Here is a 24,385-nt window from a genome sequence, read left to right on the forward strand (position 1 = left end):
ACAGTTAAAACTGCATATTATCTATTCAAAATTATTTACGATACAATGGATCTACACCTATTGTTCCTTCTAATCCTTCTAAATATTCTGCTGTATTAGCTTCATTATACAAATCTTTAACTTTTTGTAAACGACTAGATAAATCCATTTCTGCAACTAGTTGTTTATTTCCTGGGCTAGAGATAAATGTTTCTAAATAATTAATTTGTTTCGTATAAAAACTGATGTCTTTTTGTTGTTTCAACTTCAGTCTTTCTTTATACCAATCGCTGTTAATTATATAATCTCTTTCGAAATAACCTCTTAATTCAGGATCGCTCATTTCTTTACCTTCGTAGTTTCCGTAAGCCATCATATGTAAAAGAATTTTTAATGGAGGAACAGCAGCTTCAATACTACCATCTTCAAAATATCTTAAAGCTACTTTTTGTTGTGCTTCAACAATATTGTTAATTCCATCTACATAATCGTCCATCCCTTGTAATTCTGGTTTAAGCATTTTTTCGTTAAACACAGCGTTAGGTTCATCGAAAATACGATTTAAACATCTTAAAGAGAATTGTTTTGTAATACGGTATCCAAGTCTACTTCCTAAAATTTTCTGACCATTATATTCAAAATCTTCAAGTTTTTCAAGAGCTCCGTCTTTAATTAAGAATTTAGGATCTCTGTCTTGAGGCTCTAAACGTGCCCAAATTTCAGGGATTAAAATACTAATATCGTGATCTACTTTATTTTCTCCTCCAACATAACCGGCAGCTGTACTAAACGCATTAGATTCTGTTAGGATGTGAGATAATAACGCATTATTTAAATCTGTAGTTGGCGTTAACATATTAAAAGGTCCTTTTGTTAAAGCGCCTTCAGACCCTGCTCCTGTTGTAGATGGTGATTTACCTGTAAGACTACAAATAAAGTCCATAAACAATTCTGGAGTTTCTTGATAATGAATTGGGTTGTAAACTGCTAACGGACGAATTCCTGCTTTTGTATCTGCTGGGTTATTACGTCTTCCTGGTAATACAGCGTTTACAACATAGTTAATAGCATCTTCAGATTCTACTTTTCTGAATAAACGCATACCTACTTCGGCTAAATAACTTGCTTCAGATTCTTCTAAGAATATATTTTTCTCTAAATAACGAGGGTTTTTAGTTGGTTCTCCATCTACAATTCTTGTATGCGATGGTAAAGCAAAGTATTCTTCGTCGCTAGAGCTATTTACAACGCTCTCGATTAATTCTTTAACCGGTTGTGTATATTTATCGAAGTTAATTGTGTCTTCGTAAATTTCTATAGCATCTTTCTTAGTCAACATTTCGTAATTTGTAAGAAACACATTCTCTCCTACAATATCACGTTCTGCACCTTTATCATACCCACGAATAATAGCTTCATCTGGTCTTTGGAATAAGTGAGCTTCACAATTCGCAACGACTTTTAAACTCTTATTTGTATATTGTGGATTAAGGTATTTAAAGTTATTTCTCGGTAATGTTATAGACGCAGAAATATCATCTTCCATCTGGATTTTTAAACTTGCAGAAAAATCAGATCTTAATTTGTTTAACAACCAATTTCCTTCTTGATTAAAACCAATACGTACATAACTACCAACTACTGGATTATTTAAGTACTTAAGACCTGTACCTTTTTGACCATTAACAATATCTACAGATACACTATCTTTCCAATTTAAAGCCCCATGATCTTGACGATACAGACGCTTAATAAATAATACTAAAGATCTAATGTGTACTGGTATGTTTGTTACAAATTCGTTATACTCGTCTGTAAACACATCTAAAGGTTGTAATAATCTTACAGCAGAACCTAATGTTCTTTTAGAACTTAAAAACGGTCCTGATGGTGGTAAAGTTGGATCGTAATTTCTCCATCTTTTAGAGTAATCGTACTCTATAATTTCGTCAGCTTTTTTAAAGTCGGCATCAATATCAATAATGTTGAAATTACTATATGTAATTGCATTTTTCATTGATTTAGAAATCTCAGACTTTCCTCCACCTGAAACTGTACAAGGTTTATGACAAAATACACCCTCTGGAGCTGTAGCTACAAGTCTCCAAAGCGCAACAGCATCGTGTTTTTCTAATTTAAACTTATGCCCTGATGGATGAACATATGTTTTATTCGGATTTAAAAGGATACGTTGATCTGTATCATTATACATCCAAGTAATATCATTTGTATTCGTATTTATGTATGCGTTTTCAGGAACATAAACGATGTTTGGATATTTCTTATCTATCGCGTAATTCCCTTCTTTTACATCAATTCTATCTCCTAAAAAGTTTTTAACATCTTCGAAGCTATAAATATTTCCGTATTTATTCGAGAATCCAATACCATTTACAATATCTCCCATAACACCTCTTGGGTAAGCAACAGCTCCTCCAGAATGTTCTTCTTCTACTAAACCAAATAAGTTAGCAGAATAACTAATTTGAGTTTTAATTTCTTTTTTAGAGTATCCGAAATAGTTGTCAGCAATAAGCGTAACCACTACACCTCTATCATCTCTACATGTTAATTTAAAAGCGCCACCTTCGTTATATAAATCGTTCGCATCTTTCCAACACATACCATCTTTTCTCTGACGCTCTGAAGCATCATCATAATGTGGTAAACCAACATCTTTTTTCTTAAGTGTTTTTAATTGCGGAGCAAGGATTACACAACCTGTATGTCCTGTCCAATGTTCAGTATCTAAAGCTGCATCGTTTTGTACAAGAGAGGGATCTCCAGCATTTCCAAAAATAGATTCAACGAAATCTAAATTACTTACTAATGTTCCTGGTGCAAAAAAGCGTACTTCTAAGCTCTTTTTAGTGATCACTCCTTTTACTTCTGGGCAAACCATTGGTCTCATTAACATAGACACCATAACTTTGGCTTCTTCCTTTTGTTTAGCAGTAAACGGTAATGTTTTTAACTCATCAGAAGGATTAATTGCAGCATTTAATAAATGTGCAAATGTAATTTTTGGTACTTCAAATTTATCTAATGGTACAGGCAAACTACCTTCTACAATATGAAATGTACCTTTAGTTGTTCTTTTATCATGAACTGGGTTATTTAAAACCCCTTGTTTTACTCTATATGATGAAATATCATCACTTACAAACGTATCTCCATTTGGAGGTAAACTAACCTCACGAGCATGACCCGCCTGATTTAAAACTAAAGTATCGTTTGGTAACTTTAACGATGCATTAAAAGGTATTTCTTTTAAATAATCATCTATAAAAGACTGTATTCGACTATCTACAGGAGATAAATGATCTGACAATATTCTTGACTTTTCACGAAAACTCTTAATTAATCCATTTGTTAGTTTTTGAAAATTTGGATTACTATATGCAATTTCTGCATTTTCGTCGTCATTATAAATAGGTTGTCCTAAAGCAGCTAACTGAAGGTTTATATACCTTATAGTGTCTTTTCTGCTTCGAATTACGGCCTCATTATTAGCATTTTTTTCTCTACTCATGTTATTTGTAAATTTAAAATCGATGATACTTTTTAACACACAATTTATTACATCTCTATACAATTTAGCCGTGCTTTTTTGAATATAAATTTTAGCTAAATTAAAGTGATGGAAATCATTATTTCTATTAAAATTAAATGGAATTTTTCTGATTAGTTTTTTGAATCATTTATAGTTTAAAAATTAAATGAATTTTTTACAAGAAACTATATCTTTTATTCTAGGTAAATTTAGTTAATACAGAAGAAAAAAACTAATTAGTTTTAGGTTAAAATGGTTGTAAACAGGCTAAAAACAAACAACTTGAATCTAATTAGAATCATTCTTAATAGTGAGAATTTACGATAAATTCTTTCAAACGTTTTCGTTCTACACATGATATTTTCGGGTAATAAAACATGATAATTGTCATGTAATTGATAAACTTTTAAACTTATTTAGAAGTCTGAATAAATTAGGAAATTTCAGCGATTGAAGCCGAAAAATAAATAGATTTTTGGACTTTGAAAATTATATAAGACTCCGAACTGATATGAAGATAAAAGAGATCCTTTATAAAAGTGATCTAAAACAAAAAAAGCTTCCGATTTCTCGAAAGCTTTTTTGTGATGGCAGAAGGATTCGAACCTTCGACCGCCTGCTTAGAAGGCAGGTGCTCTATCCAACTGAGCTATGCCACCATTCAAGAACAACAAGTGTTCTGAAAGGGCTTTTTTCGAAATATATAATTTCTCAAAAGCTGTGCAAATATAAGCTGATTTATAAAACTACACAACATAAAATGTGATAAATTTTAAAAAATATTCTTTCTAGTATTTATGTACTTAATTTCTAGACACATCGCTATTCTACAAACAAATTAAACACAAAAAGGACCGTCTTTAAAGACAGTCCTTTATTATAATATAAATTGAAAAATGATTATTTTCTAACCGCTTTTACGATAGCTAATGCCTTTTTTACATCTTGCTCTAATTTCGCGTAATCTTTATTAGCGATAATATCTTTAGAAATTAATTGAGATCCCATTCCAACACAAGTTACACCTGCATCAAACCATCCTTTTAAGTTTTCCTCTGTTGGAGAAACACCACCAGTTGGCATAACACTTGTCCAAGGTTGTGGGCCTTTAATTCCTTTTACAAATTGAGGTCCGTAGATATCACCAGGGAATAATTTTACGATTTCACATCCTAATTCTTCAGCTCTAGTAATTTCTGTTAAAGTACCGCATCCAGGAGACCATAATACTTTTTTACGGTTACAAGCAATTGCGATATCTTCTCTTAAAACTGGAGTAACAATAAAGTTTGCACCTAACGCCATGTATAAAGAAGCTGCACCCGCATCTGTAACAGAACCAACACCCATTATCATACCTGGTAATTCTTTAATAGCATATTTAGTTAATTCACCAAAAACTTCGTGAGCGAAATCTCCACGAGCTGTGAATTCCATCAATCTTGCTCCACCATCGTAACAAGCTTTTAATACATTTTTACTTAAGTCAAGGTCATTACTAAAGAATAAAGGAATCATTCCAGTTTCTTTCATTGTCTGAGCTACTTCTAATCTTGAAAATTGTGCCATTTTGTTATGTTTAAATTTTTAATTCCAGTTTAAGATTTTTTTGAAATCGTATGCTTCTGGATTTGGTAAATATTTTTTTGCTTTTTCGTAATCTTTCTCTTTAAGATAAAATAGATTATTTATAAAAAGCTGAGCCATATCTGAATTGATATCGACTAATCTTGGTGGTATTTTTCCGTTTTCATCTTCAAAATCCTTTAAATATAAAGGCGTAATATCACCCTTTGAGTTTGCACTCACTATACAACCTGAAATGCCTTGATCGAATAACTTTTTAACACCTATTCCCAATAAAGAGCATAATGTTAAATCGAATGCTATAGGATTACAACATCTTAATTCGTAACCAAGTTCTACTGGTCTAGATTTTACTTTTAATCCGATCTCTTTCAATTTTAATTGTAACAGATAGTTAAAAATATGTGATTTACTTACATTTCCTAATTCCGGATGACCGTGATCGTCGTAAGTAAAATTAATACCGGAATTTATAATTTCTTCTTCTTCCATAAAATGAAAAACACCTTCACTTACTAAAGCTACGCCATACTCGACACCCTCCAGTTTACATTTCACGATAGAAGACACTATCATATTAATAATCTTCTCGAAAGTAATTTTTGTTTTGTTAAACATTTCTGGAATAATCATCATTTGAAAATGACATGCTGAAGCGATTCCAAAAGCTAAATGTCCTGCCGAACGTCCCATTGCAGACATAACAAACCAGTTTTCGCTGGTTCTTGCATCTTCATACACCGTATTACCAATTCTAACACCTTCGTCTTTGGCTGTATGAAAACCAAATGTTGGATTTCTATCTGGCAAAGGCAAATCGTTATCTATAGTTTTAGGAACGTGTACATGAGCTACTTCTAACTCTTGCGAATGAAGATATTTGGTTAATCTATTGGCGGTAGATGCTGTATCGTCGCCGCCAATAGTTACCAATAATTTTACATTATTCTTTTTGAAAAAATCTGAATTAAAATCACTGTCTTTCGGTTTAAATCTACTCATAATTAAAGTAGAACCTCCACGACTAAAAATACGATCTGCATGATGAAAGTTAAAAACCTTTACTTCTGGTTCTTCTGAAAGCAATCCTTGAAAACCGTGATGTACGCCTATAACCTTATAACCATCTTTCATAAAAGTTTTGGCTACTGTACTTATAACAGTATTTATTCCAGGTGCAGGACCACCACCGCAAATAATTGCAATTGATTTTTTCATGTACTAATCGAGTTTGTTTGTTTTGATTTTAATGTTTCAGTTGGTTATTATCTAGCAACACGCCCAGAAGCGTCTCCACCCATAAGTTTGTTAACTTCAGCAACAGTAGCTAAGTTAGCATCACCTTTAATTGTATGTTTTAAACAAGATGCAGCAACTGCGAAGTCTAATGCATTTTGATCGTTATCTGGGTAAGTTAATAATCCGTAGATTAAACCTCCCATAAAAGAATCTCCACCACCTACTCTATCTACGATATCAGTAATTTGGTATTGACGTGTTTCTAACATTGTTTTTCCATCGTATAAAACTCCAGCCCAAGTGTTGTGAGATGCAGAGATAGATCCTCTTAATGTAGTAATTACTTTTTTCGCTTTAGGAAATTTTTCCATCATTTGCTTACAAACAGATAAGAACGCTTCAGCTTTAACATCGTGTCCTGCAGTTTGAACAGCAGCACCATCAGGCTTAATTCCGAAGTGCATTTCAGCATCTTCTTCATTTCCTAAAACAACATCACAATAAGACGTTAATTCTGTCATTACAGCTTCTCTATGCGCATCGTCACAGTAGTTCCATAATTTAGCACGGTAATTTAAATCTGTCGAGATTGTAATTCCTTTTGCACTTGCAGCTTTAACAGCTTCTAAACAAACATCTGCAGAACTTTGAGAGATTGCAGGAGTAATACCAGTCCAATGGAACCATTCAGCACCATCAAAAACAGCATCCCAATCTACCATTCCTGATTGAATATCAGCCATAGAAGAATGTGCTCTATCGTAAACCACTTTACTTCCTCTTGATACTGCACCAGTTTCTAAGAAATAAATTCCTAAACGATCTCCACCCCAAACAATTTTATCAACACCAACACCTCTTTTACGCATTTCCATCATTGCACACTCACCAATATCATTTTTTGGTAAACGTGTTACAAAATCGCAAGAAATACCATAGTTAGCTAATGATACTGCTACGTTAGATTCTCCTCCACCATATACAACATCAAAATTGTTAGCTTGAGAAAATCTTAAAAATCCTTGAGGAGCTAATCTTAACATGATTTCTCCAAACGTTACTACTTTACTCATTTTTTTAATTTATATTAATTAAGTTTATTTTTCTTGAGAAATAGTTAAATTCCTCTACATCACTTTTCTAAGGGTAAAACTATTAAATTATTTTCATCTATGCAAACGTTTGTTCAATTCTTTTAAAAGTTGACTGAAATTGTGAAAATAATTGAATTGATTTCCGTTTACCTCACCATGTTAGACCAAAAATAATATCTTTGTTTAAACGAATGATTTCAATTTCGTTACATTTTGAAAAAGAAAACCACCATAAAAGATATTGCTAATGTTTTAAACATTACACCTTCTGCTGTTTCTAGAGCCCTACACGACCACCCTAGAATAAGTGACAAAACTAAGGCTGCAGTAAAAAAAGTTGCTGAAGAATTAGATTATCAGCCAAACCATTTGGCGTCTGCACTTAGAAGTGGAAAAAGTAAATTAGTTGGAATAATTGTGGCCAAAACCAACAGTTATTTCTTTTCTTCTGTTGTTGAAAATATTGAAAATGAATTAAATAAAAAAGGCTACAATCTTATCATTACTCAGTCTAATGAATCTTACGAAAAAGAATGTAGAAATATTGATGCCCTTTTACAAACTCAAGTAGATGGTATTATTGCGTCTTTAGCTAACGAAACAGTAAATTTTGATTATTACAAAAAAATTAAAGACAAAGGAATTCCCCTTATTTTGTTCGATCGTGGTGAAAATGATATTGGTGTAGATTATATAGGTATAGATGATTACCAAAGTAGTAATATTGTTGTAAATCATTTGGTAGAGCAAGGCTGTAAACGTATTGCACATATCGCAGGATTTAGTCATACGCGAATTTATCAAAACAGAATTAGAGGATATAAGGACGCATTAAGAAAACATAAACTACCTGAAGATGATTCGCTTTTAATAGAGTGCAGTTTAACTATTGAAGAAGGTCGAGCCAAAATGTTGCAGCTTTTAAAACTCCCAGAATTACCAGATGCTGTGTATGCTGCTGGCGATTATGCTGCTTTGGGTGCTTTACAAGTTTTGCAGGAAAATAATATTAAAGTACCTCAGCAAATTGCTTTGGTTGGTTTTAGTAACGAACCTTTTACATCTTTAGTAACCCCTTCTATCACTTCTATTTATCAGCATAATAAAGAAATTGGAAAACTTGTTGCCAAACAATTTTTAATTCGTGTAAAAGACAAAAATTATAAACCTGTATTGCATAAAATTATTTTAGAACCCGAGTTAATTATAAGAGATTCTTCTAGAGTACTTGATTTAAAGGAGGAATAGATTTTATTTTTTCGTGAACCGATGATCTATTGTAGTTGCTAATGAGTGAAATCATTCTTCTGCAACATTATTTAATTTACATTCGTTTTGCTAGCTTGTGTAATAATGTGTTCACGAATCAACTCAAAACAACTTTTTGTTTTTTGGAGTCCATATCTCACTCCGTTTTTAACTTAAAAAGTTCTATACAGACTTCCCTTTAATCTCCAAACCTGTTGCATACCATCTAACCTATCGTCTTTGTAATTATAGCTACACGCTAAATTTCCATCTTCAAACCAGTTTTTATAAGCACCTTCTTTTTTCTAATTATCATAATGGTTTTAAATTTTAAACTCCCTTTACGTTCCAAATATCCAAGTTGAATCCCTGAAGAAACCCCATTATCATATGTTCTAATTTGTAGGGTCTTCTAATGAATAAAAATTTTAGTCAAAAGTATCATGGCTTTTTTAAAAGCGAAAGTTTTAGCGTTTTTTACTATTAATCTTTCATTTACAATTATGTTATTGATTTTTTTAAACCTCAATAATAATCATAAAGAAAATCTGCTTAAAAAGAATATATACAATATATTAGGTACGATGAAAATTTAGTTTTAAACTATTTAGAAAGTTAAGTAATGCTAATAGATATTAGATTTTAAATTAATTCATATAACCTATAAAAAATAAGTCGATAGAATTTTATAGATTTGTAATTACGTAATGAAACTTTTAACTTACATATTAGCCTTTATGGTAATTTCGCTCTCAGTAAAAACTGGGAACGCTGACGTTTTGTTAACTGTAGAGACGCAGAAATCGTGTTGTTCTCTTAAATCTGTAGCGCCTTCAAACAATAAAGATTCTGAACATAAAAACGAAAATCAAAGTAATAATACATGTAATCCATTTCAGGCATGCTGTTCATGTCTATTAATTTGTTTTAATTTTCCGTTTTCTCCAGTAGAACATATAGACATTTCAACCGAACAATTTTTCGGATATCAATCCTTTTTAGCTTCACAATTCATTTCTGACTTTTGGCAGCCGCCACAAACTGTTTAATATCAATTATAATATTACCGAATCTATTTTCGATTCAAACATTTATTAAACACGTAAAAATCAGAACACATGAAATTATCACATATCTTAACTTTAGCAATTACATTCACATTAGCATCTACTACCGCAACTTTTGCACAATCTGCAGTAGAAAAAACAGAAATCACAACGTCTACTAAAACAATCTCAACCAAAGTAAAAGGGATAACTTGTTCAAGTGACTTAAAAACAATTTCGGCAAACGTTAAGAAACTAAATGGTGTGTCCGCATGTACTGCAGGAAAGACTGGACCTACTACACAATTTGAAATTGCCTTTAATCCGTCATTAGTATCACAAGAAGACATCTTTATGGCTATTCAAAATACTGGTGGGTGCGAAAATCCAAACGACAGACCTTACAAAGTAAAACAGTAAACACTTTTTTAGTAAGGCACGTTATACATGTGCCTTGCTTTTTTCACATTTAAAACAACGCAATGAAAATATTCATATTCATTGTTGGTTTACTGTTGCCGTATGTTTTGTCGTCCCAGCATATTTCAGGAACAATAATCAACAATAATAACGAACCACTTGTTGGCGCTAGTGTGCATTGGAAAAACACTGCCATTGGAACAATAACCGATATTGATGGGCATTTTAAACTAACCTCTAAAAACATTTCAGAAAAAACACTTATCGCCAGTTATGTTGGCCATACTTCAGAGACGCTAAACATAACGGATCAAACCGTTGTAAATTTCACGCTTTACGAATCTGAATCTCTAAATGAAGTCGTAATAAAAAGTAAAAGAGATGGTGTTATTATTTCAAGTTTAAGTCCGATAAAAACCGAACTCATTACAAAAACAGAATTAGCAAAAGCGGCTTGTTGTGATTTAGCCGGCTGTTTTGAAACGCAAACTACTGTACAAGCGCAAACAACGAATGTGGTAACAAACTCCAAGGAACTTCGTATCCTTGGCCTTTCGGGTGTTTATAATCAGGTGCTAATAAATGGTTTCCCCATGATTCAGGGACTAACATACACCTATGGTATAAGTAGTATTCCTGGAACTTTAGTCGATAATATATACATATCTAAAGGCGCAAATAGTGTGTTGCAAGGCTATGAAGGTATAAGTGGGCAAATAAATGTAGAAACAATAGATCCTAATAACACAGATATGCTTTTGCTTAATGCCTATATAAATAGTTTTGCGGAAAAGCATTTTAATGCCAATTATGCCTTTACAAAAGGAAAGTGGAGCAACATTACCGCTGTTTCTACAGTACAGCCAGCAAATGATTTTGACAAAGACCACGATACGTTTCTAGATGTCGCTAAACTAACACGTTATATGGTGTTCAACAATTTAAGCTATGGGAATGAAGCACAATGGGGCTGGAGTGGAGAATTAGGATTACGTTTTGTAAATGAACAACGTATTGGAGGACAAACCTTTTTTGATCCAGAAACGGACAAAGGTAGTCATGAAGTTTATGGGCAAACGGTAAATTACAATCAGCCAGAAATTTGGGCGAGAGCAGCATATCGTTTAAACGATCAACATAATTTATTATTCCAGGCCTCTAGTTTTTATCAGAACCAAAACTCTTATTTTGGAACCGTAAAATACGATGCTGAACAAACCAATTTTTATGCAAATCTTCAGTACGAATTTATTTATGACGCAAACATATTAAAAACAGGCGTCAGTTTTAGACATTTAAATATTAATGAAGAGGTTGCTTTTACATACAATAGCTTACAAAGAACCTATGCTGGAGATTATTATAGAAATGAAAATGTAGTTGGTGTATTTGCTGAAAATACTATGACTTTATTCGACGGTAAATTGAATTGGATTTTAGGATTACGTGTAGACAATCATAATGTATTTGGCACAAAAGTTACACCACGAACACTATTAAAGTATGATATTACACCAAAAACAATAATCCGTGCAAATATTGGTACGGGATGGAGAACTGTGAATTTATTCAGTGAAAATATTGGTCTATTAGTAAGTTCTAGAGATATTATTTTTAAAGAAGAATTGTTGCCTGAACAAGCGCTTAACACAGGAATAAATTTTACACAGAAATTCGATACGCCATTTATGTCTGGTTTTTTTAGTGCAGATTACTATCATACTAATTTCACAAACCAAGTATTTCCAGATTACGATACCGATCCAACAAAAGCTTACATTGGAAATTTTACAGGAAAAAGTGTTAGTAATGTATTTCAGGCAGAAGTATCTTTAAATTTTTGGCAGCAACTAGACTTTAAAATAGGTTATAGTTTCTTAGATGTCTATCGTATAATTGATGGTCAAAAAGAGGTCCTTCCTTTTAATCCTAATGATAATATTGTAACGTCCTTAGGTTTCAATCCACGGTCTAATAAATTTAGAATAGACATGAATTTCCATTGGTATGGAGTGCAGAGATTACCAGACACCCAAAGTAATCCTATAGAATTTAGAAGACCAGATTACTCTGAAGATTACTCGATTTTAAACGCACAATTCACATATAATTTAAATAGTGTTGAATTGTATGCAGGTTGCGAAAATATTTTTGATTTCAGACAAGATCAGCCTATTTTAAGTTGGGAAGATCCTTTTGGAGAATATTTTGACACCAGTTCCGTTTGGGGACCAACTCGCGGAAGAGAGTTTTATTTAGGTGTTCGATATAAAATCCCTGGCAAATAAAATGTAACATATCAGATTATAAAATCGGAGTTAAAGTTTAAAGCATATGCTTTTTCATAAATCAAGTTTCGGCAGTGTAATTATTGAAAAGCAAATACCTAAAATGTAATCTTACATGGCCACCTATCAATTTAAACGTGAACAATTTTTCAATCAGCCTATCGAAGTATTATGGGAATTAGTTATGAAGAAATAGACAATTATTTCACAGCACAACTGCACGGGTTTAACGGCAAGAATGATTATTACGAAAAAGTATCCTCAGAGTTTATTCTGAAAAACATTACACCCCTGTTCTTATTATATATGCTTTAGACGAGCCATTTTTAGGTGAATGTTGTATCCACTATCTCAAGCCAAAGAAAGTGAATTTGTCTATTTAGAAATTCCGAAATATGGTGGACATTTTGCATTTTTATTAAAAAACGCTCCATATTCTTATGCTGAAGTTCGTGCTTTCGATTTTTTTCAATTCTGAACTCAATTTAATAAATTGAACGTGTTGAAAAAAATTAACTGATATAAGTACTAATTTTATAAATAACACTCTGTGCCAGATATCTCGACCTACAAAAGCCTATGTTTAAAATTTAAACATAGGCTTTTGTAGGTTTATAAATAAGTTCTTTACAACTCAATTTTAACGTTGTGTTCTCTAACTTCATCTATATATTCAGCCATTTTAAAATCTACAGAATTAAAATTCTCACTGCGTTTACGGGCTTGTTTTTGTCTTTTAATGCTACGCGCAAATCGTCTTATGCTATCTTCAGTATCTAAAATCAATCCAGGCACTTCAACACTATTGTATGTTTTATCTTTCGCTACCATAGTAAAATAAGACGAATTACAATGCTTAATTACACCCGTATGAATATCTTCCGATTCTACACGTAGACCTATTACCATAGACGTTCTCCCCGTGTAATTAATTGATGCTTTTAAGGTTACCAACTCCCCCACTGCTATCGCATTTAAAAAATCGACTTTATTAACCGAAGCTGTAACCGAATAATGTCCGGAATGTTTAGAAGCACAAGCAAACGCGATTTGATCCATTAAATTTAAAATAAATCCGCCATGAATATTTCCTCTAAAATTCGAGTGAGAGGGTAACATTAATTGGGTCATTGTAATTTGGGATTCTTCTATGCGCTTAAATATCATAATTCTTAGTTTGTAGTCTTTTCAACTTTTAAAAGTAATTATTTTTCCGATAACGCCACACATATAGAAGGATTACTATTAATTTCGAATTATTAACAACGATGTACTAATAATACATCATGATTAAATCATTAAAAATCAGAATCGAATAATAAAACGGAGTGCATTTGATTATCTGTTATGATATTTTATAAATTTTGCCATACTCAGAATTACTCATTCGAACATGATTTGTATGAATAGTAAGTCTAGATATAGGTATCGAAGAGCAATCTAAAAACAGTATTAAGAAAGAATGTTACTGTTTGTATTAAACTTTTTATTAGAGTCTATAAATAAGTGGTTTAAAAGGTAAAATACTGATTACCTCAATTGACTGATCCGTTTTTATATATTACGTTATGATTTAAAAACAAAAAGAATTTTCTGAACACATTTCTTATCTAGTTATATTTATTTCGAATTGCGTTACAACATAATATATAAACGTATTACTTTAGCACTCGTTTACATCGCAATAATTAGATTTGCGTTATAGAATTTAATGATTCTTAAAACTTAACATTTTAACCACACAAATAATATTTTAATGGCTTCAGGTTTTTTTGCATTACTAGACGATATCGCTGCACTAATGGACGACGTGGCAACCATGGGGAAATTAGCAACTAAGAAAACAGCTGGAATTTTAGGAGATGATTTAGCGGTGAATGCTGAAAAAGCATCCGGATTTGTATCGTCTAGAGAAATTCCTGTATTGTGGGCCATAACCAAAGGATCACTTAAAAATAAATTGATAATTTTACCCTTTGCATTTTTATTAAGTGCATTCTTACCTCCTGCAATCCCAATTATTCTAACATTAGGCGGACTTTATTTAGCGTACGAAGGTGCTGAAAAAATACACGAATACTTCTTCCCTCATCCTCATAATATTGATGCCATCATTGAAGCAGAAACAGAAGCTGATTTATTAAGACTTGAAAAGGAAAAAATTAAAGCAGCCATTGTAACCGATTTTATTCTGTCTGTAGAGATTGTAATTATCGCCTTAGGATCAGTTGTTGGACAACCCATACTTACACAAGTTATTGTGGTTTCTATTGTAGCCCTAATAGCAACTGTAGGCGTTTATGGTATTGTAGCACTCATTGTTAGGATGGATGATTTCGGATTAAAACTTATAAATTTAAACGAAAAAGAAAACAGTTTCTCAGATAAAGTTGGTCACCTTTTGGTTAACGCACTTCCTTGGGTAATTAAAGGTCTTGGATTTGTTGGAACTATCGCCTTATTGCTCGTTTCTGGTGGAATATTCGTTCATAACATTCCTTATTTACACGACTTATTTCATGCATTGCCAAGTATTTTATCAGAATTTATTTCAGGAACTGTAATTGGTTTTATTGTTTTACTTCTTGTCAATCTATTTAAAAAATTGAAACCAAAGAAAGACTAACATTACATAATTACAGAACGCTAGTTTTATAAGTGTTTAACTCTCTGAGCGTATATCACTTTCATTATATATAATAAAATAATCGTGTCCTAAATAATATTATATGTTCATTTTTTTCATTGATAAAAAGATCCTTCGACTACGCTCTGGATAAACCAAGCCAAAAAAATCTAGGCTTACGAACTTTTATCTAAATTTTTCGTTCACTATCTAAATTTAAAGAACTCGCTACTAAAAATCAACAATATAGAAACATACGTTTAGCTCAAACAGCTTTAAATTTCGCGATACTTTCTCTTCAAATTTTACGATAAATTTTCGATAGGCCAACCAAAAAAACAAAATTCAACTTATGTAGAAAAAGTACCTCCCTCAGCGCAAGTAATTCAATAAAGTCAGCACCGGTCAATATTTTTTAAAAAAGAGATTAATCGTTTAGGACACGATTAATTATAAACCTAAAATCTATAACACAAAAAAACTTTGCTGTATCTGCAAAGCTTTTTTTGTAAGGCTTTCAAAAAGTTATATGCTGAATGAATCAGTTACAAAGAGTGCCCTACTATAAGATCGCTCTTTTACTCTTCTCCTAAATTTTTTAATACAACAGGTCCGATTAAACTTAATGGTGATAAATAAATTATTCTACTTTATAACATAATTTATTATTTTAAATAATCCTTCATTAATAATGCTGCACCCAAAGCACTTTCGTTTTTGCAATCCGAAATTTTTATGGTAATGCTAGGTTTCAACAATTCTAAAAACTTGATAAAAATTCTGTTTCTATTAAATCCTCCTGAAATATAGACGTCTTTTAACACCGCTTTTTCGTCTGAAATTAATTCAATAGCTTTAATCACTTTTTTACTTATTTCATAAATTAATTGAAAATAAGCCGTTTCATAAGACTGAAACTTTTGCAACAACTCTGGATGTGCTTCAAAATCGCTATCTATACCTTCCGATAGAAACACACGTGCATCTTGATCTATTAATGTATTACAAAGTGTTTCATTTAAAACTAAGTCTATATGCGTATTTATATCTACTTTAAAATAGTCGCTTAAGGCTTTGATATATACTTCATGAATGCGTCCTAAAAACTGCATGGACGATTTTACTTGTTGCTTTTCTGGTGTCATAAAACACAAGCAATTATTCTGAAGTTGGTGCTGTGTTAGGGTTTCTTTACTAAACGGATTCATAGCAATGATCCATGTTCCGGTAGAAAGTAAAATAAAATCGCTCTCGTCTTCTTTCTTTAATAATGGTATAATTGAAGATGAACTGTCGTGTAAACCTGATCCTACAGCAATTTGCTCTCCATTTATTTCTGTAATTACAGCTTCTGTTCCTTTACAGGGTTGTGGCAACTCAATATCCTCATCTTTCAACCAGTTATGATATTGCATAGTATCGTAATCCCAAGTCGCTGTATGTGCACCTACCGAAGTAAAATCGGCAGTTATTTTTTTTGTGAATAGATAACTTAAATATTGTGGGTAATGTAAGATGGATGAAACTTGCTCCCAAATTTCGGGTTTATTCCGCTTAAGCGACAACATCTGAATTCCCGTATTAAGCATTCCATAAGCCGGAGATGCAGTTTTTCTTGAAAACTCTTCTACTCCACCCTGAGATTCGTAAAAACTCTGATAATCGTCAAGATTTAATGGTTTTAAATAATTATAAAGTGGCGTTATCCGTTTGCCATCTTTATCTAAATAGACTAATGAAGCGCCATGTGTAGAAAAATTTATAGCTTTTATACGATATAAACCTTGTTCTTGTATTTGCTTAATTCCATTCTTTATCCAACGTTCAATAGCCTCTATATCGTCACAACAAAATCCATCATCATCTTTAACCTCTTCAAATTGAATACTATTTTGAGATACTACCTGAAAAAGGTTGTCAAATAAAAATATCTTTTTGTTGGTTTTTCCTATATCTATAACGGCTATAACGTGTTTCATGTGTATAAATTTTTGTTCTAATCCCGATACCTTAGGGATGATTTTTTAACTAAACATGAAGCCATTATATCTATCTCAAAAACGGCTTAATTTCATGTTTTTATTTGGACTATTTAAGGTAGATAAAGCCTTCCCTCCAATAGTTATTACACTATTAAAGGGATAATCTTTATCATTTTTTTAATAAAAAAGGGGTGTTAATATTTAATCATTAGTTCAAACAAAATACACGTTTGAATAATCTTGTAATTAAATATTAGTGTTTAAACCCGTATAATGGGCCGTAGTTTTCGCATGCTCTATAATCTGAACCTTCTAGGTTTTCACCAAAAGCGGACCATGCACTTGGTCTGAATACGTCGTCTTCAGAAACATTATGCATATTTACAGGAATACGTAACATTGCTGCTAACGAAATTAAATCGGCACCAATATGTCCGTGAGAAATTGCACCGTGGTTAGCGCCCCATTTTGCCATTACAGTATACACATCCTTAAATGCGCCTTTTCCAGTAGTTCTAGGTACGAACCAAGTTGTTGGCCAAGTTGGATTTGTTCTTTCGTCTAATACATAGTGTACATCTTCCGGCAACTCCACACTCCATCCTTCTGCAATTTGTAAGACAGGTCCAATTCCTTTTATCAAGTTTAATCTACACATTGTAATAGGCATAGTTCCTTTAGTTTTGAACTGAGAAGAGAATCCTCCTCCTCTAAAGTATTCGAAAATTGCAGCTGGCCATTTTGTGTTATCCAAACATTTTTGAACTTCATCTTCTGTAATTTCCCAGAACGGTTTCATTGTTGGATTTCCTTCAGCATCTGTTTGTTCTGCTGTTGCATCTAACGTAGTAGAACCTGAATTAATTAAATGAATAATTCCATGTTCTGCAATTCCTGATAATTTCTTACCTGTAACGCGTTCTACAGATTCTGGACTCCAGTATGTACGTACATCCGAGAATAACTGAGCTTTATTAGTCAATAAGTGACCAAACAACATAGATATAGCATTTAAACAATCGTTTTCTGTTGCAAAGGTATACGCTTGACGAATACCGTTCCAGTCGAAAGATGAGTTTAATATAGACTCTGTATAATCTGCGTTTGGCTGATAATCTGTCCACTGGCGTTGTCCTTGGAAACCTCCCATAATGGCATTTCTACCTTTAGACTCTTCACCAAATCCCATCTCTTTAAGTTTAGGATTTCCGTTCATTAAATCTTTACAGATTAAAGTCATTTTTACAACTTTTTCCCAGTCCTTATCTTTATCTTCATTAGATTTTTGAGTTTCAGGTGTGTTGTAATCTTTCCCTTCAGTACAGTTTTCTTTGGTCCAAGCTAATGCTTTCTTGTATTCATCTTGGTCAAAAATATTGTTATCAATACGTCTTAAAAGTTCGACAGATTCTACAAACTCTGCTCTTACTCCTAAATAATCTTGCAAAAAGTTTACATCGACCATAGAACCAGCGATACCCATAGAACTATATCCTATAGATAAATACGATTTACCGTTCATTTGAGCTACTGCTAAACCTCCTTTTACAAAACGTAGAATTTTCTCAGATACATCTTGAGGAATGGATTGATCGCCTCCATCTTGAACTTCTTTACCATAGATTCCAAAAGCTGGTAATCCGCGTTGAGAATATCCTGCTAAAGCTGCTGCTAAATATACAGCACCTGGTCTTTCTGTACCATTAAATCCCCAAACTGCTTTAGGTGTTAATGGGTCTGTATCCATAACTTCTGTACCATAACACCAACATGGCGTTACTGTTAAAGACACCTCTACACCTTCTCTTTTAAATTTATCTGCACAAGCTGCTGCGTCTGCAACACCTCCAATGGTAGTATCTGCGATAACACACTCTACTCTTTCTCCACTTGGGAAACGTAATGTTTCTTCAATTAATTTTGCGGCCGCTTTGGCCATATCCATTGTTTGAACCTCTAAAGATTCTCTAACACCTAATTCACGTCCGTCAATAACAGGACGAATTCCTACTTTCGGTAGTCTACCAATTAATCTACTCATCTCTATAATGCTTTTATATTATGTAAATTGTTCTAATTCTGTTAACTGCTCGTTAGATAAACCTGCTGGTTTAAATCCTGCAGCCCAACACATCATTAACATTTTCGCACCTTTATTTGCAACATCTAAAAAGTCCCAAGCCTTCATAACATCTGGTGCAGTAGAAGTTGCTCCATGTTTTTCCCATAGCGAAACATTTCTTGTTTTAAACGCATCAATAGTTACTTTTGCTAAGGCTGCAGTACTAGATAACGCATATGGTGTACAGTGAATTCCTTTTGGTACAAATACTTTTACCTCTGGACACATCATCCAAATTTGTCTATTCAACTCTTCTTCATTGTCAAATAATTCGTGGTGACTCATACAAATCAATTCTAATGGATGTGTATGCACTACCGCTAAGTTTTCTGGATGGTGTTGTGAATTAAACAAATGGATACTTGCATGAGAAATCAATTCGCAAGTCGGTCCGAAATTAGGTCTGTTTCCTCCCCAAATAATAGAATAAGCAGTTGCAGCTTCATTAATATAAAGAATACAAGACGCTTCTTCTAATTTATCTACTAAATCTCTTAAGTAACAACCTGTACCTGTAATGTACAAAACAAACCCTCCTGCTTCTTTTGGAAAATCGAAAGGCACTTCTTCTCCTATACCTTGAATATCTTCTTTAGCAAAAAAAGAAGTTAAATTCATAGAAATATTACCTGCATTTCGTTCTGCCCATTCTCGTTGCCATAAGTAGCCTGCTACTGTAGATACTTTTTTTAATTCAGCATCTACTTCTATTGGAAGTTTTAAAGTTTTCATAGTATTTAAATAATGTTTATACTACAAAAATAGTTACCCTATAGCTGCAAATAAATATTCAAAATCTGTATTTTCGTATCTAATTCAAACATTATTGAATTATGAAGTTTGTAAAAAACATTGAACTAGGAGACCCATCCTCTAATAAGCAAAATTTTATTGACCTTAAACTAAGGTTGATGTGTTGCAGATATTGGCTATTAAATTTATGGGATTGTCATGATATGGTTTTCCCTTTCTGGAGATTGTATTGGAATAAAAATGCAGGCGGACAATTAATCCACCAAGACACGATTTATGAGATGGATCCTAATTATATTTATATTATTCCACCATTTACATCCTTCTCTTCACAATTCAAAAAAAACCACAGACATAACACGGGAATACATGTTTCTGGAAAGCAATTCTCCGAAAATATAAAGGAAAAAGATTACCAAGAAAATTATTTAATCCATTTTTTTGTCCACTTTAATTTAGGAGTGCCTTTTGATAGTGTATATCCAGGGATTTTAAAAATTGAAATGACCGACTATTTAAAGGAGCGTTTAGAGTATTTAACGGAACGGTTAAAAGTTGAAAACAAAGACTTCAAACTTACCTTTAATTTAAAGCTTCAAGCTTTTATTAAAGAAGCACTAACCAATATTGGACCTGAGTTATGGAAAACAACCATTATTGATGAACGCGTTTTAAAAGTGATACGTTATGTTGAAGCTAACATCGAAAAAAAATTAAAAAATACAGAAATGTCTGCTTTAATAAATATGGCTCCAAACTCTTTTGCCCGTTTATTTAAAGAAGAAATGCATATTACACTTCACAATTTTATACAAAATAGAAAAATTGCGAAAGCCTGCGAATTCTTTGATCACACGAATAAATCTATAGAAGACGTTGCTTACAATTTAGGATTCTCGGATAGATACCACTTTTCAAGAATTTTTAAATCTGTTACAGGATTAACACCTGCAGTATATAAATCTGGAAAATACACCTAATTAGGTAGATCTTAATAATATAATTAAATTCCATAAGACGTTATGCCACTTGAGTTCTAAAATTCCTTTAGAGCAGCAACGACTTGTCTGAATTTAAAATTTGACATCGTTCTTTCAAAATCAGACTAAAATTGATACTTGAGCTAAACACTTCAAAACATGTCTAAGTTGAAATGTTTTAAGTACATGTTAGAAATCTAATATTTACCAAAAAACACAACAGCTATTCATCCTTAAAAACCAAACACATCAAATTCCTAAAAAGCAACGCATTAAAAGTCTAATTTTACAATAAAACACATAAAAGCCATCATGTTTCAAATCGAAAATGTTTAAATTACACATAAAATTGAAGGTAATGGATAAAATTTTTGAAACACATATCTTTAAGTTTGAAAATCACAAAATCATATTTTTTCTTTAAACCAAAGTTTACGCTCTGCATAGACAATAAGAATGAATACAATTAAGTTAAAATTATACAATAACGCTTAAAATTAAAAGACAATATGAAACCATTTGAACAGTTTATAAACGGAAAATTCATCAAATCAACATCAACAGATGTTATAGAAATTTTAAATCCTTGTACAGAAGAGGTTATCTCTTTGATGCCTATTGGAAGTGTAAAAGATGCCGAATTAGCATTAGACGCTGCTAAAGCTTCTCAGCATGCTTGGAAATCTCTTCCTGCGATTGAAAGAGCTGGATATTTAAACAAAATGGCGAATGTTATTCGTGATAACCGCGTGTTTTTAGCAGAAACGCTTGCTAGAGAACAAGCTAAGGTTATGGGATTAGCACAAGTAGAAATTGATGTCACTGCTGATTACTTTGATTACTATGCAGGTTTCGCGAGACGAATTGAAGGTGAAATTATACAAAGTGATCGTAGTAAAGAGCATATCTTTTTACATAAAGCACCAATTGGAGTAGCGGTTGGAATTTTACCTTGGAATTTCCCATTCTTTGTAATGGCAAGAAAAGTTGCAGGTTCTTTAATTACAGGTAACACTTGTGTAATTAATCCAAGTTCTATCGCACCTAATACGGTTATGGCATTTGCTAAATTAATCGAAAAAATAAAAATTCCTGCTGGTGTTTTAAATTATGTTTGTGGTAAAGGTAGTATTGTAGGTAATGCACTTTCATCAAGCCCAATCACAGGTATTATTAGCTTAACAGGTAGTGTTGGTGCTGGACAAATGGTAATGGAAGCAGCTGCTAAAAACATTACAAAAGTATCCTTAGAATTAGGTGGTAAAGCGCCTGCAATTGTTTGCGCTGATGCGAATTTAGAATTAGCCGTAAACGCTGTGGTGACTTCAAGAGTTACGTTTAGCGGACAAGTATGTAACTGTGCAGAACGTCTTTATGTAGAAGAATCTATTCATGACCAATTTTTGGATATGGTTGCTAAAAAAATGAAAACACTTACCGTAGAAGATGCGTTTTCTAAAAACAATCCAGATATGAGTGCTTTGGTTTCTAAAGCTCAATTTGATAAAGTTTCTGAAATGGTAGAATATGCTAAAAAAGAAGGTGCAGAAGTTGTAGTTGGTGGTACGAGAACTCCAGGATTTGATAAAGGTTATTTTTACCAACCAACGTTATTGACTAATATAAGACAAGAGATGCAAATTATTCAAGAAGAAGTATTTGGTCCTGTTTTACCAGTAATGAAATTTAGTACGCTTGACGAAGCAATTGCTTTAGCGAATGACTGTGAATTTGGATTAACCTCTTCTATCTTCTCGGAAAATTTTAACAAAGTAATGCATGCAGCAGAAGAATTACAATATGGAGAAACCTATATTAACAGAGAGCACTTTGAAGCTATTCAAGGATTCCACGCCGGTTGGAAAAAATCTGGAATTGGTGGAGCAGACGGGAAACATGGTATGGAAGAATACCTTCAAACTAAAGTGATTTACGCACAATACAGATAATTAATAATCGAAAGATAAACTAGTAAACACTATTCATCTATTTTGAGATATAAATATCTTTACTAGAATAGTGTTTACTTTTTAAACAAACTAACCAAATAACAATCATGAACACCCAAGAAAAAATCCCTGTAGTTTCTAAAGAGGTATTAATACCTTTTATAATTATCACCTCTTTATTTTCGCTTTGGGGTTTTGCAAATGATATTACTAATCCTATGGTTGCAGCATTTGCAACAGTTATGGAGATTTCTACAGCAAAAGCGGCTTTAGTGCAATTAGCTTTTTACGGTGGATATGCAACTATGGCAATACCTGCAGCTCTATTTGTTAGAAAATACAGTTACAAATCAGGTATACTTTTAGGTTTAACATTATACGCTATAGGTGCTTTATTATTTTACCCAGCTGCAGAATATGAAGTATTTGGTTTCTTTCTTGGTTCTTTATATATATTAACGTTTGGATTGGCATTTTTAGAAACAACCGCCAACCCATTTATTTTATCAATGGGAGATGAACGTACAGCAACACAACGTTTAAATTTAGCACAAGCATTTAATCCTATAGGGTCACTTTTCGGGATGTTTGTAGCCTCCAAATTTATACTTGTAGCTTTAGATTCTGATAAAAGAAACGAAGCAGGCGAATTAATTTTTACCACTTTAGGTGAAGCACAAAAAGCTATAATAAGAACCCACGATTTATCAATAATTAGAGATCCTTACGTTATTCTTGGATTTGTAGTCATTGCCATGCTTATTCTTATTTCGGTAACAAAAATGCCAAATACTAAAAAGAACGCAAAACATACCAGTGCTAAGTCATCCTTTCAAAGACTGTTTAAAAACGGAAAATATAAAGAAGGTGTTTTGGCGCAATTATTCTATGTAGCTGCACAAATTATGTGTTGGACATTTATAATTCAATATGCAGGAAACTTAGGAATACCTAAAGCAGAAGCACAAAATTATAACATTATTGCCATGACTATTTTCTTGGTCAGTCGTTTTATAAGTACCTTTTTAATGAAATACATAAATTCAAGAAAATTACTAATGATTTTCGCACTTTGTGCAATGGTAACCATCTCTGGTGTTATTTTAATTGAAGGTATGATTGGACTTTATTTATTAGTTGCAACCTCTGCATTTATGTCCTTAATGTTCCCTACTATTTACGGTATAGCATTAAATGGGCTAGAAGAAGACGACACTGCATTGGGTGCTGCCGGACTTGTTATGGCCATTGTTGGTGGGGCATTAATGCCTATATTACAAGGAACTTTAATAGATATTGATAAGATAGGCCCTTTTACAGGTGTGAATTTCTCTTTTATTCTACCATTTATATGTTTTTGTTTCATTGCAGTTTATGGTTATAGAACATTAAAAATTTATAAAGATTAATTATAGAATATACTGTTTGTCCATAAATTCAGGAAAACATTTTAGGATCTGACACTCAAGTAATGAACAGATATTATGAAAGAATCGTTTATTTATGAATACAGAAGCAG

General features: G+C 32.5%; 17 protein-coding genes and 1 tRNA gene. 9 read left to right on the plus strand and 9 right to left on the minus strand.

The genetic code is table 11. From position 1 onward, the window contains the following. Positions 1-31: 31 nt before the first annotated feature. The 5 genes from R6X41_RS05455 to R6X41_RS05475 form a co-directional block, all read right to left on the minus strand. A complete protein-coding gene (locus tag R6X41_RS05455; protein WP_318498185.1) occupies positions 32-3,511 on the minus strand; it encodes a PPi-type phosphoenolpyruvate carboxykinase family protein in 3,480 nt (1,159 codons plus the stop codon). 606 nt (positions 3,512-4,117) lie between these two features. Beyond that, a tRNA-Arg gene (locus R6X41_RS05460) sits at positions 4,118-4,191 on the minus strand. A 241-nt stretch (positions 4,192-4,432) separates the two neighbouring features. Then, on the minus strand, positions 4,433-5,101 hold the full coding sequence (locus R6X41_RS05465; RefSeq protein WP_318498186.1) for a bifunctional 4-hydroxy-2-oxoglutarate aldolase/2-dehydro-3-deoxy-phosphogluconate aldolase: 669 nt from the start codon (positions 5,099-5,101) through the stop codon (positions 4,433-4,435). Positions 5,102-5,119: 18 nt separating this feature from the next. Beyond that, entirely contained in the window at positions 5,120-6,337 is a 1,218-nt protein-coding gene (locus R6X41_RS05470) for a 6-phosphofructokinase (protein ID WP_318498188.1), read from the minus strand. A gap of 47 nt (positions 6,338-6,384) precedes the next feature. Beyond that, positions 6,385-7,431 carry a sugar kinase gene (locus R6X41_RS05475; RefSeq protein ID WP_318498190.1) on the minus strand — a complete coding sequence of 349 codons (1,047 nt, stop codon included), beginning with the start codon at positions 7,429-7,431 and terminating at the stop codon, positions 6,385-6,387. A 231-nt stretch (positions 7,432-7,662) separates the two neighbouring features. Here R6X41_RS05475 and R6X41_RS05480 point away from each other — a divergent pair, with 231 nt between their 5' ends. The 5 genes from R6X41_RS05480 (at position 7,663) to R6X41_RS05500 (ending at position 12,932) form a co-directional block, all read left to right on the plus strand. Then, positions 7,663-8,700 (plus strand): LacI family DNA-binding transcriptional regulator, encoded by a 1,038-nt coding sequence (locus tag R6X41_RS05480; protein WP_318498264.1) that lies wholly within the window; start codon positions 7,663-7,665, stop codon positions 8,698-8,700. Positions 8,701-9,407: 707 nt separating this feature from the next. Continuing rightward, on the plus strand, positions 9,408-9,749 hold the full coding sequence (locus tag R6X41_RS05485; RefSeq protein ID WP_318498192.1) for a hypothetical protein: 342 nt from the start codon (positions 9,408-9,410) through the stop codon (positions 9,747-9,749). 69 nt (positions 9,750-9,818) lie between these two features. After that, positions 9,819-10,166 (plus strand): hypothetical protein, encoded by a 348-nt coding sequence (locus R6X41_RS05490; protein ID WP_318498194.1) that lies wholly within the window; start codon positions 9,819-9,821, stop codon positions 10,164-10,166. A 62-nt stretch (positions 10,167-10,228) separates the two neighbouring features. After that, positions 10,229-12,454, plus strand: coding sequence for a TonB-dependent receptor plug domain-containing protein (locus R6X41_RS05495; protein WP_318498196.1), 2,226 nt, complete (start codon positions 10,229-10,231; stop codon positions 12,452-12,454). A 334-nt stretch (positions 12,455-12,788) separates the two neighbouring features. Further along, positions 12,789-12,932, plus strand: coding sequence for a hypothetical protein (locus tag R6X41_RS05500; protein WP_318498198.1), 144 nt, complete (start codon positions 12,789-12,791; stop codon positions 12,930-12,932). Positions 12,933-13,081: 149 nt separating this feature from the next. Here the strand turns inward: R6X41_RS05500 and R6X41_RS05505 are convergent, their stop codons facing one another. Then, positions 13,082-13,621 (minus strand): acyl-CoA thioesterase, encoded by a 540-nt coding sequence (locus R6X41_RS05505; protein WP_318498199.1) that lies wholly within the window; start codon positions 13,619-13,621, stop codon positions 13,082-13,084. A 589-nt stretch (positions 13,622-14,210) separates the two neighbouring features. Between R6X41_RS05505 and R6X41_RS05510 the strand changes: the two genes are divergently transcribed. Next, positions 14,211-15,080: a DUF808 domain-containing protein gene (locus tag R6X41_RS05510; protein ID WP_318498201.1), complete on the plus strand. Its 870-nt coding sequence runs from the start codon at positions 14,211-14,213 to the stop codon at positions 15,078-15,080. 665 nt (positions 15,081-15,745) lie between these two features. Here the strand turns inward: R6X41_RS05510 and R6X41_RS05515 are convergent. The 3 genes from R6X41_RS05515 to rhaD form a co-directional block, all read right to left on the minus strand. Further along, positions 15,746-17,059, minus strand: a complete 1,314-nt coding sequence (locus R6X41_RS05515) for an FGGY family carbohydrate kinase (protein WP_318498203.1) — start codon at positions 17,057-17,059, stop codon at positions 15,746-15,748. A gap of 256 nt (positions 17,060-17,315) precedes the next feature. Then, positions 17,316-19,103 (minus strand): L-fucose isomerase, encoded by a 1,788-nt coding sequence (locus R6X41_RS05520; protein WP_318498205.1) that lies wholly within the window; start codon positions 19,101-19,103, stop codon positions 17,316-17,318. An 18-nt stretch (positions 19,104-19,121) separates the two neighbouring features. After that, positions 19,122-19,916, minus strand: coding sequence for a rhamnulose-1-phosphate aldolase (gene rhaD, locus R6X41_RS05525; RefSeq protein WP_318498207.1), 795 nt, complete (start codon positions 19,914-19,916; stop codon positions 19,122-19,124). A gap of 101 nt (positions 19,917-20,017) precedes the next feature. On the opposite strand from rhaD, the gene R6X41_RS05530 reads away from it, so the two are divergent. The 3 genes from R6X41_RS05530 to fucP all read left to right on the plus strand — a co-directional run bounded on the left by R6X41_RS05530 (position 20,018) and on the right by fucP (position 24,275). Beyond that, positions 20,018-20,917 (plus strand): AraC family transcriptional regulator, encoded by a 900-nt coding sequence (locus R6X41_RS05530; RefSeq protein WP_318498209.1) that lies wholly within the window; start codon positions 20,018-20,020, stop codon positions 20,915-20,917. Positions 20,918-21,426: 509 nt separating this feature from the next. Beyond that, positions 21,427-22,866, plus strand: coding sequence for an aldehyde dehydrogenase (gene aldA / locus R6X41_RS05535; protein ID WP_318498211.1), 1,440 nt, complete (start codon positions 21,427-21,429; stop codon positions 22,864-22,866). A gap of 107 nt (positions 22,867-22,973) precedes the next feature. Beyond that, complete coding sequence (fucP, locus tag R6X41_RS05540) at positions 22,974-24,275, plus strand: L-fucose:H+ symporter permease (RefSeq protein WP_318498213.1); 1,302 nt, start codon at positions 22,974-22,976, stop codon at positions 24,273-24,275. Positions 24,276-24,385 lie beyond the last annotated feature (110 nt).

It is taken from the genome of Formosa sejongensis (assembly GCF_033447105.1).
GTDB lineage: Bacteria > Bacteroidota > Bacteroidia > Flavobacteriales > Flavobacteriaceae > Formosa.